Annotated in this window: 8 protein-coding genes; 3 read left to right on the top strand and 5 right to left on the bottom strand. The window is 60.9% G+C overall.

Annotated elements, in window-relative coordinates:
* Positions 1-2: 2 nt before the first annotated feature.
* Positions 3-599, bottom strand: a complete 597-nt coding sequence (locus tag CIK75_RS09970; protein WP_086996114.1) for a TetR/AcrR family transcriptional regulator — start codon at positions 597-599, stop codon at positions 3-5.
* A gap of 104 nt (positions 600-703) precedes the next feature.
* Between CIK75_RS09970 and CIK75_RS09965 the strand changes: the two genes are divergently transcribed.
* A complete protein-coding gene (locus CIK75_RS09965; RefSeq protein WP_096224012.1) occupies positions 704-1726 on the top strand; it encodes an LLM class flavin-dependent oxidoreductase in 1023 nt (340 codons plus the stop codon).
* 49 nt (positions 1727-1775) lie between these two features.
* Here CIK75_RS09965 and CIK75_RS09960 read toward each other — a convergent pair whose 3' ends face one another.
* Positions 1776-3335, bottom strand: coding sequence for an LTA synthase family protein (locus CIK75_RS09960; RefSeq protein WP_086996108.1), 1560 nt, complete (start codon positions 3333-3335; stop codon positions 1776-1778).
* A 337-nt stretch (positions 3336-3672) separates the two neighbouring features.
* On the opposite strand from CIK75_RS09960, the gene CIK75_RS09955 reads away from it, so the two are divergent.
* On the top strand, positions 3673-5568 hold the full coding sequence (locus CIK75_RS09955; RefSeq protein ID WP_096224010.1) for an FAD-binding monooxygenase: 1896 nt from the start codon (positions 3673-3675) through the stop codon (positions 5566-5568).
* A 145-nt stretch (positions 5569-5713) separates the two neighbouring features.
* Positions 5714-6667, top strand: coding sequence for a hypothetical protein (locus CIK75_RS09950; RefSeq protein ID WP_096224009.1), 954 nt, complete (start codon positions 5714-5716; stop codon positions 6665-6667).
* 325 nt (positions 6668-6992) lie between these two features.
* On the opposite strand, the gene CIK75_RS09945 is transcribed toward CIK75_RS09950, so the two are convergent.
* The 3 genes from CIK75_RS09945 to CIK75_RS09935 all read right to left on the bottom strand — a co-directional run bounded on the left by CIK75_RS09945 (position 6993) and on the right by CIK75_RS09935 (position 9755).
* Positions 6993-7754: an ABC transporter ATP-binding protein gene (locus tag CIK75_RS09945; protein WP_241895391.1), complete on the bottom strand. Its 762-nt coding sequence runs from the start codon at positions 7752-7754 to the stop codon at positions 6993-6995.
* 62 nt (positions 7755-7816) lie between these two features.
* Positions 7817-8842, bottom strand: a complete 1026-nt coding sequence (locus tag CIK75_RS09940) for an ABC transporter substrate-binding protein (RefSeq protein ID WP_096224006.1) — start codon at positions 8840-8842, stop codon at positions 7817-7819.
* 37 nt (positions 8843-8879) lie between these two features.
* Positions 8880-9755, bottom strand: a complete 876-nt coding sequence (locus CIK75_RS09935; RefSeq protein ID WP_096224004.1) for an ABC transporter permease — start codon at positions 9753-9755, stop codon at positions 8880-8882.
* Positions 9756-9788: the final 33 nt, after the last annotated feature.

Genomic DNA, 9788 nt, shown 5'->3' with positions numbered 1-9788 from the left:
GCTCAATCCTTCCCGGCCTGCCCGATGATTCCGTGCAGTGCGAAGTCCACCAGTTCATCGTCGCTCAGCGGGTCTCCTCCGCCCATGCGCGGCGCGGAGGCGGCGATCACGAGCAGGCGGATCAGTGCGCCGAGCTTCTGTGGGGGAATGTTCAGCTGCGCTGCGTCGGCGGCGAAGGCTGCGGCGGCGGTTTGTTCGAAATGGCCTTCGCGGCGGTGCTTCATGTATTCGTGGGCTTCTCCGGGTTCCAGGAGCGAGATCATCGTGAACACGCCGCGGGCGCGGGCCCGCGCATTACGGATGAGTACTCGCAGTTTTTGCTCCACGTCCAGGTCCGGATCCTCCAGTTCCGGGCCCAGCCCCTGGTGGGTCTGGTCGAAGAAGGCATCGACGACGCTGCGGACCAGCGCCGCCTTATCTCCGAAGACCCGGAAGATGGTCCCCTCGGCGATGCCCAGGTGGTCGGCCAGCTGGCGGGAGGTCACCGAGGCCCCCTGCTCCAGGTAGAGGGGGATCGCCGAGGTGGCGATCATCGTCCGCCGTTCTTCAGCAGACATGGGCCGGGCACGGGCAGGTTTGGGAACATCGGTTGCATCCACCCTTTCAGGTTAGTGAGTGAGCACTCACTCCGCAATGTCGCCGAAGGGTTTCCGTTCTCCGATCCAGCAGGAATAGGACACTCCGCCATCGGGTTGATACCACCGTGAAGAACATTGGATTCCTGTCCTTCGGTCATTGGACCGACCACCCCCAGTCCGCCACCCGCAACGCCTCCGATGCTCTCCTGCAGGGCATCGACCTCGCGGTCGCGGCGGAGGAACTCGGTGCCGACGGCGCCTACTTCCGCGTCCACCACTTTGCCCAGCAATACGCCTCCCCGTTCCCGCTGCTCGCCGCCATCGGGGCGAAAACCAGCCGGATCGAGATCGGCACCGGGGTGATCGACATGAGGTATGAGAACCCCCTCTACATGGCAGAGGACGCCGGGGCCGCAGACCTGATCTCCCAAGGACGCCTGCAACTGGGTATCAGCCGGGGCTCCCCCGAGCAGGTCATCGACGGGTGGAGGCACTTCGGCTTCTCACCGCTGGAGAACGAAACCAACGCCGAGATGGGCCGCCGTCATACCGAGCGCCTGCTCGAGGTACTCACCGGTGAGGGTTTCGCGGAGCCCAGCCCGCATCCGATGTTCCCCAATCCTCCCGGGTTGCTCCGGGTGGAACCACATTCCCCGGGCTTGCGCGAGCGCATCTGGTGGGGGTCGGGTTCGAACGCCACCGCCGTCTGGGCGGGAGAGTTGGGCATGAACCTGCAAAGCTCGACCCTCAAGGACGACGAGTCGGGCAAACCCTTCCACATCCAGCAGGCCGAGCAGATCGAGCTCTACCGGCAGGCGTTCAAGGAAGCGGGGCACCAACGGGAGCCCCGCGTCTCGGTCAGCCGCAGCATCTTCGCGCTGACGGAGGAGCGAGATTGGCAGTACTTTGGCCACGACCGCCACAGCTCAGACCAGGTCGGCAATATCGATGAGAAAACGCGTGCCATCTTCGGCCGTTCCTACGCCGGCTCCCCCGAGGAACTCATCGAGAAGCTGGCGCAGGACGAGGCGGTGACCGCCGCGGACACCTTGCTCCTGACGGTCCCGAACCAGTTGGGCGTCGATTACAACGCGCACGTCATCGAGTCTATTTTGAAGCATGTCGCCCCACAATTGGGCTGGCGCTAAGACGGAGCAGCCCCCGGGTCCGGCCAGTGGCCGGCCCCGGGTCCGCGTGTTACTCCTTCGGGATATCCGCCCCGGCCCAGGCCTTAGCGAAGAACCGTGCCGAACGTGAGCGCAACAGGTCGATATACGCATCGGGGTCCATGGCCTGCGCCGAGTCCTCCGGGATAGCGCTGGTGAAGGCCGAGACACCCAGTCCGGCTTCGTGCTTCTTCACCTTCAGGCCGGCGGCCTCCAGCAGCGTGGGGTACATATTCAGCTGGTCCACGCGGGGGCGCAGCTTGGTCTTCTTATCATCGCCCGGAATCCAGAACCGGTTGAAGATGGTGCGGTTCGGGTGGTTGTCCAGCTCCTCGTGGAAGGCATCGCCACCGCCCATGTGCTTGAGGTGGTCGCCCATGATCACCACTGCGGTGTCCTCGAGGTAACCCTTCTCCTCCATATAGTCCACGAATCCAGCCACCTGCGTCATGGAGCAGAAGAACATCGAGGTCACTTCACTCTCCGTGTCCTGATCGCAGTAGTCGTAGATATGGGCCGGCTCATGGGTATCCAGGGTCAGCATGGAGAGGTTGAACGGCTGGCCGGACTTCTTCGACTCGGCGTGGAGTTCGTCGATCTCGTTCTTGGCGTGGCCCATGAGGCTCTTATCGCTCAGGCCCCAGTCGCTGCGGAAGTGGCTCTGCGGTTCACCGGCGGCACGCCAGTCGGTCAGACCCTTGACGTCGGAGTAGCCGTGGCCCTCCAGGAAGGTGTCCTTGGCGGAGAATTTGCCGTTGGCACCGCCGAGGAAGACGTTCTTATATCCGTGCTCGTCCAAGACGTCACCCAGGCAGGTGATTCCTCCGAGGTAGGACTCCACGTCGCTGCCCAGCTTATTGAGGGCGCCGCTGCCGACAGCGGAGTCCATGCCCTTCAGCGGGATGCCGCACTGTGTCGAGGTGATGCCCGACATGGTCCAGCCACCGCCGTCGTACTGCTGGAAGTCCTTCACGGACTGCCAGCCGTCCTTGGCTTGGGTGACATCCTCCAAGGGCTCGAAGGCATTCTTCTCGAAGAGCTGGTCATCGGCGAGGGTGGCCTCACCGGATTCGAGGTAGATCACCACCAGGTTGCGCTGGTCCTTATCGCTGGTGATGGTCGGCGCAGCGTAGTAGTCATCGATGTCGTACTGGGAGTTGCCGGACTTGATGTAGTCGGCCATGCCGACGGTGGTGGAGAAGGCAGTGGTTCCGCCCACGACCAATCCGGCCACCGCGACGGTGGAGACGGTCCGGACGATCCACGGCGAGCGCTGCTGACGCGGCTCGGAGGGGTTGCGGAAGCGTTTGCGCAACCGGGTGAAGTGCCAGAAGGCGATCCCGACCGTGATGAGCAGGGGCAGGACAACGACCAACAGGATGCCGATCCACACCAGGGATCCGCCGCCTCCGTCGGTCTCCACGGAAACGAGGTTCAGCAGCATCTGCCCCACGGAGATCTTCCCGAAGAACACCCGAATGCCGATGGCGGCGAAGAGCAATGAGAGTCCGGCGAAGATCAGGGCATAGATCAGGATCCGTCCGGCGACCACACCGGCCCGGCGGGTCACGTGAACAATCGGAGAAGACATAGCTGCACACCTCGCATTCCAGATGCCCGCGCGTTGGCCGATCACCCTAGACATCCAACCCATTTTCGGGCAAAAAGTAGCCTAGTGATGCTAGGCCATCCGTTCAAGGATACTTCACCTGCCGTCCACCCGTCATTTACCACAACACGCTCGGGTGTACCGAACGTCAGCGAGGCACAGGTCAGCGCGGCCTTCCGAGACAAAAGAGTGGCCAACACTTGTTAGCCACGTCATACTCCCCGTATAGTGTCCAGCAGATTGCGTGTTCAACTATCGAATATGAAGTTCAAATATAGAACACGCTCAGACGATCAGCACAACGAAGTGAGGACATCCCGTGCAGTTCCACCACCACGGCTACGTTTCCGGCGACCCGCGTATCGAGGCCGCCGCAGGCGTTGGCGTCGACCGCCCAGAGGAGCTGCCCGAGCAGGTCGATGTGCTCATCGTCGGCTCCGGCCCCGCCGGCATGCTTGCCGCAGCCCAGTTGGCCGAATTCCCGAACATCAACACCCGCATCATCGAGCGCCGCGGAGGCCGCCTGGAGATCGGGCAGGCGGATGGCATCCAGGCCCGCAGCGTCGAAACCTTCCAGGCCTTCGGCTTCGCCGAGCGGATCACCTCCGAGGCCTACCAGATCACCGAGATGGCCTTCTGGCGCCCCGACGAAACGAACCCCACCCATATCAACCGGGGCGGCCGCGCCGTGGACGACGCCACGGGCGTCAGCGAGTTCCCGCACCTGATCGTCAACCAGGCCCGGGTGCTGGACTACTTCGCCGAGGTCGCAGCCCACGCCCCCGCCCGGTTGACGCCCGATTTCGGCTGGGAGTTCGAGGACCTCGAGGTCACCGGGGACGGCGACTACCCGGTCAAGGTTTCCCTGGTGCGCAGCGCCGGTGAGGACGAAGGCTCCCAGAAGATCGTCCACGCCAAATACGTCATCGGTTGCGACGGCGCCCGCTCCAAGGTCCGTTCGGCGATCGGCTGCACCATGGCCGGGGACAAGGCCAACCACGCCTGGGGCGTCATGGACGTCCTGGCCAAAACCGATTTCCCCGATATCCGCACCAAATGCGCCATCCAATCGCACGACGGCGGATCAATCCTGTTGATCCCGCGCGAAGGCGGGCACCTGTTCCGGATGTATGTCGACCTGGGCGTGGTGCCCGAGGATGACCATGGCAAGGTCCGCACCACCTCCATCGAGGAGGTCATCTCCAAGGCGAACGACATCCTGCACCCCTATACCCTCGATGTCCGCCACGTCGCCTGGAACAGCGTGTACGAGGTCGGACACCGACTCACCGACCGGTTCGACGACGTGGCCCCCGAGCGGATCGGCATCGACACCCCCCGCGTGTTCATCACCGGCGACGCCTGCCACACCCACTCGGCCAAGGCCGGACAGGGTATGAACGTCTCAATGCAGGACGGCTTCAACATTGCCTGGAAGCTCGCCCACGTGTTGGAGGGCCGCAGCCCCGAGGCCTTGCTCTCCACCTACTCGGCAGAACGCCAGGTCGTGGCCAAGAACCTCATCGATTTCGATAAGGAATGGTCCACCATGATGGCGAAGAAGCCGGAGGAATTCGACAGCCCTTCGGACCTCGAGGACTTCTACGTCGCCACCGCCGAATTCCCCGCAGGCTTCATGACCGAATATGCCCCCTCGGTGGTCACCGGCGAGGCCACGCACCAGGACTTGGCCACCGGTTACCCGGTGGGCAAGCGCTTCAAATCGGCCATGGCCTCCCGGGTCTGCGATACCAACCCGCTCCACCTGGGTCACCAGGCCACCGCGGATGGCCGCTGGCGCATCTACGTCTTCGCCGACGAGGCCGTCGCAGGGGCCGACTCCCCCACCACTGAGCTGGCCGAGTGGCTGGCCACCTCATCCGACTCCCCGCTGGCGGCGACCCCCGAGGGGATGGACCTCGACGCCTGGTTCGATGTGCGTGTCATCTACCAGCAGCGCCATGAGGACATCGACATCAATGCCGTGCCGAAGGTCTTCAAGCCCAAGGTCGGCCCGTTCAAGCTCGACTACTTGGAGAAGGTCTTCGGCGTCGTGCCCGAGGATGACATTTTCGTCGAGCGCGGAGTGTCCCGCGACGGAGCCATCGTCGTCGTGCGGCCTGACCAGTATGTGGCCAACGTGCTGCCGCTGACCGCCACCGACGAGCTTGCAGCGTTCTTCGCACCCCTGCTGACGGTCGACGCCACGAAGTAGACGCACCACCCCGCCCACAAAATAAGCGGCAGGACGCCGGAACCGTCTCTGACTTCCGGCGTCCTGCCATGTTTGGATGACGACCGATCCAACTTGTCGGTCGTGATGACTACCTTCGAAAGTGACGGGCAACGAAGGAGGAATCATGCTCAGCCTCGAAACGGCGCATTGGCGGGACATCGTGGGGGAACTGATCGAGCGAACACGCACGGAGTGGGTGGTCTGGTTCCCCCATGAGGAAGGCGACGACGCGGAGTGGGAATGGGGCTATAGCTGCCATTTCAAGGCCAGCCGGATGCGGTTCTCCGTCCGCAGCCTCGCCGCCGAAAATGCCGTCGAACTGTGCGTGAGAACTCGGGATCCGAGCGGACAGGAGTTCGTTGACACCCTTCGCACCAACGGCACCAACACCGACCCGTTTGTTCCGCTCGAAGTGCTGCACCAGACGGTACAGGAAACGGTTGCTGCCGCCCGCCGCTTGCGGGCACAGCAGAATGCCGACATCACGTTCCGTCAGCTGATGGACGCCATCCACGGACGCGATTCCATCGATCAGTATCTCTCTGTTCGGGAGTTCGGTGGGGGCGAATTTCACGGACACTTCGACTTCGACGCTCCTCAATGGCATGAGCTGGTCGATGTCGTGCACCAACAAACCCTTCAGGGTCGCCTCGTCTGGCGCCAGGTCGGGACGGCACGACGCCTTCAAGGACAGTACTTCGTGATCCTGCCCGGCGAGATCTCCCTCGGGTTGGCGATCACCGAGGCCGACGAATGCGACGAATTGGGGCCTGAAGGGCGGTTCTACGAGCTATTGCTCATCGATAACGTCGAAGCCCTCGATATCGGGCGGATCGGCGATCTCCGCAAGGTTCAGGCGGTTCATGGCTGCGAGGACGACGATATGAAGGACGAGCAGCTCGCGCATTGCACCCAAACGCTCGACGCCCTGCACGACCTGCTGTGCCATGACCTGATTGTTCAGGACCAGGCCTTTCGGGCCATCGCCTTGGAAGAAACATTCCGCGGCATCTTGGCCTCTATCGATTCCGGTTCGGATCACTTTCGGCCCTATGGAGCCTTCGGATCCCCAAACTAACCCACGACGCACTCGACGTCGTGCCCGTCGCCGGATCCGCGGATTCCTTGGCATTCCATGGTGGAGTCTCGGTCACTGACGGCGGCCCGCGGAAGAAGATTCTCCTGTCGATCGTCTCCATCGAGCCTATGACTCAGGCAGAGAATGAACCGGACAGGAGACGGACCGAACACCCAACGCAGCGAATCACTTGCCGAATCCAATAGTGAATGGTGCAAGCCCTCGGACAGCCTGAGCACGAAAATGGCGGAACCGACAAAGTCGGCTCCGCCACATCCAGCACTGATGCGGACGACGCTCGTGCCCAATTTATTCGAAGGTAACCTCAGTCGCCTGCATGCGAGGCACCGAGCAGATCCCGCACGCGCCCGGCAATTCGGACAAATTCCGGGTCTTCCATACTTTCGGCGTAGTCCCGGTCTGCACCCAGTGGCACCTCGAGCGTTTCTAAAATCTTCCCGGGACGGGCACTCATGACTACGACCCTATTGGCCAGATAAACCGCTTCTGCCACGGAGTGTGTCACCAGAATGACCGTAGTACCAGTCTCACGCCATATCCGATGCAACTCAACGTTCATCCGTTCGCGAGTCAATGCGTCAAGAGCCCCAAAAGGCTCATCCATGAGGAGAACGTCAGGTTCGTGCAGGAGGGCCCTGCACAGCGACACCCGTTGTTGCATCCCCCCCGAAAGCTCATGAGGAAGTGATTTCTCGAAACCTCGCAAGCCGGTCATTTCGATTAGCTCGTCTGCCCGTTTAGCAGCCTTGGCTTTGTCCATCCCACGCATCTCTCCCTGCAGCAGGATGTTGCCTCGGACGTTTCGCCATTCAAGGAGGGCCGCACGTTGAAATACATAGCCAATATCCCGCCGCGGGCCCTGGACGGTCTTCCCTCGCAATTGGGCACTACCGCTGGTTGCCTTGGTCAGACCCGCAACTACCTTAAGCAATGTCGATTTGCCGCAACCAGATGGTCCAGCGATGGAGATGAACTCACCCTGGGCAACATCTAGATTGACACCATCGACAGCCGTAACCTGCCCTCTCTTGGAGGAAAAGGTGACGTTCAGGTTTTCGATGGACACCACTGGCCTGGTAAGAGACGTTGGTCGTTCACGGAGTGCTGCTGTCACGTCGTTCTCCGAATTCACTTGGGCTGGTACTGGGAGTCGTAGTATTTGGACGTTTTACCGGCGTCTTCGAGAAGGCCCGCATCAGAGAGCGTCTTGATCGTGGCCGTCCAGTCGGCCGAATCATTCACGCCCGGCTCCATACCCTCCGTAGCGTCGGTGTGCAGGAGTTTGATGGTCTGCTTCCACTGCTCCAGGACAACCGGCTGTGCCGGAATCTGAGGGTCTTTCCCCTCCATTGATTTCGCGGCCGCCTCGGGATCCGCAACTGCGGCTTCGAAGGACTCTGACACTGCTGCCATCATCTCCTTAGAAAGCTCAGGGTTCTCTGACAGGTAGGCGTCGGAGGAGATTAAACCATTCGAATAGAAGTTGACTCCTTCATCCGCGTAGCGCAGGTACCGCATCTCCTTGCCGCTCTTGGCTGCCATCGTCGGACCTTGGTCGTGGGCAAACCCAATCAAGCCATCGACCTTGTCCGAAAGCACAGCTGCCATCTTCCCTGCAGCATCCAAGTTTTGCTGCTTGACGTCACTTTCTTGAAGGCCTGCAGCCTTCAAGAAAAGTGGGAAGGTGACGGTCGGAGCATCCCCAGCGGAGACAGCGATGGTTTTTCCCTTCAAGTCGGCCGCGGTTTCAATACCCGAGTCCGCAAAAACCTGCACAGCAGATGGGGTCGTCTGGAGGTAAACACCCATACTCTTGACCTTGACACCCTTGTCGATGTTGGACAGGACCGCTGGAGTATCTGCCCAACCGAAGTCGACTTGTTGTTGTCCAGCAGCTTGGACCGTCTTAGTCGAGCCCTGGCCGGCCTTAATCTCCAGATCGATTCCGTGGTCCTTGAAGATGCCCTTTTCTACGCCGTAGTAGAACGGAGCATGCTCACCATACGGATACCAATTGAGCATCAGGCTGACAGCCTGGTTTTCGCCGTTCGATGCGTCACCTCCGGCCTCAGAAGATCCTGCACCGCCGCATGCGGAAAGTGTCAGGGTGCCGGCTGCCAAGACTGCCAAAAGTCTCTTGTGGCTGAATTTCATGGTCTTCTCCAATGTTTGGTTGGTACGACAGTCAGGATCATGCAGTAGTTGATGCGCCGTTTGCGCGCCGTGATGAGTGCCACGGGATCATGAACCATTCGGCAATTTGGATCAATGCGAAAAGCAGGATGCCCAAAACCGACATGATGATAAGCGCAGCAAAAAGCATGGCCGTATCAATATTTCCGTTTGCTTGCAGAATGACGTATCCAAGTCCTTCATTCGCACCAACAAACTCGCCCACCACTGCACCGGTCACCGCAAGGGTGGCTGCGACCTTCAAACCGGAAAACAGTTGCGGCAGAGAAGCTGGAAAACGGATCTTCAAGAAGGTCTTGATCGGGTTTGCACCCATGGTGGATGTCAGTTCAAGGATTTCCGGGTCGACGGAACGAAGCCCGGCCATGCCGGATATGACGATGGGGAAGAACGCCATCAGGACCGCAATCAAGATCTTCGGCTCGATTCCGAACCCCAGCCAAACGACGAAGAGCGGCGCGATGGCGATTTTGGGTATGACCTGTGCGAACAGAATTACGGGATACATGGTCTTTTCCATCGACCGCGAGTAGACCATGAGGACTGCCACAAGTTCACCAAGCACGACCGCAATGATGAAGCCTAGGACAGTTTCCAGCGTTGTGATTCCTGTGTGCTGCGTGAGATATGCGGCGTTGTCCGTCAGTGCGCTAACTGTCGCTTGAGGACTGGGCAGAATATAAGGCTCTACCCATTTCTGGGCTGTCACCAGCCACCACACCAGGGCGAGCCCGACAACGAACACAGCTGGACGCCACAGCTCGGTAACCCAGCGCGAGACGAATCCCGACTTGTATTGGAGCTTGGGTGATACCTGAACGCCGTGTTCGCCGCTGGTCGTTCTCGAGCGGACTTCGTTGACAGCAGGGGACATGGTGCTCTCCACATGATCGAAGTGGCGACCGCC

Origin of the sequence: Glutamicibacter sp. BW78, assembly GCF_002332245.1 — a bacterium.
In the GTDB taxonomy this organism is placed as follows: Bacteria; Actinomycetota; Actinomycetes; order Actinomycetales; family Micrococcaceae; genus Arthrobacter_H; species Arthrobacter_H rhombi_A.
Note: the sequence above shows the minus strand (reverse complement) of the source record. Positions and strands in the feature narration are given on the sequence as shown.

Coding starts and splice junctions, on each gene's coding strand:
- CIK75_RS09960 (WP_086996108.1), bottom strand. CDS start 3,335: ATGTCTTCTCCGATTGTTCACGTGACCCGCCGGGCCGGTGTGGTCGCC.
- CIK75_RS09950 (WP_096224009.1), top strand. CDS start 5,714: ATGCTCAGCCTCGAAACGGCGCATTGGCGGGACATCGTGGGGGAACTG.
- CIK75_RS09940 (WP_096224006.1), bottom strand. CDS start 8,842: ATGAAATTCAGCCACAAGAGACTTTTGGCAGTCTTGGCAGCCGGCACC.
- CIK75_RS09935 (WP_096224004.1), bottom strand. CDS start 9,755: ATGTCCCCTGCTGTCAACGAAGTCCGCTCGAGAACGACCAGCGGCGAA.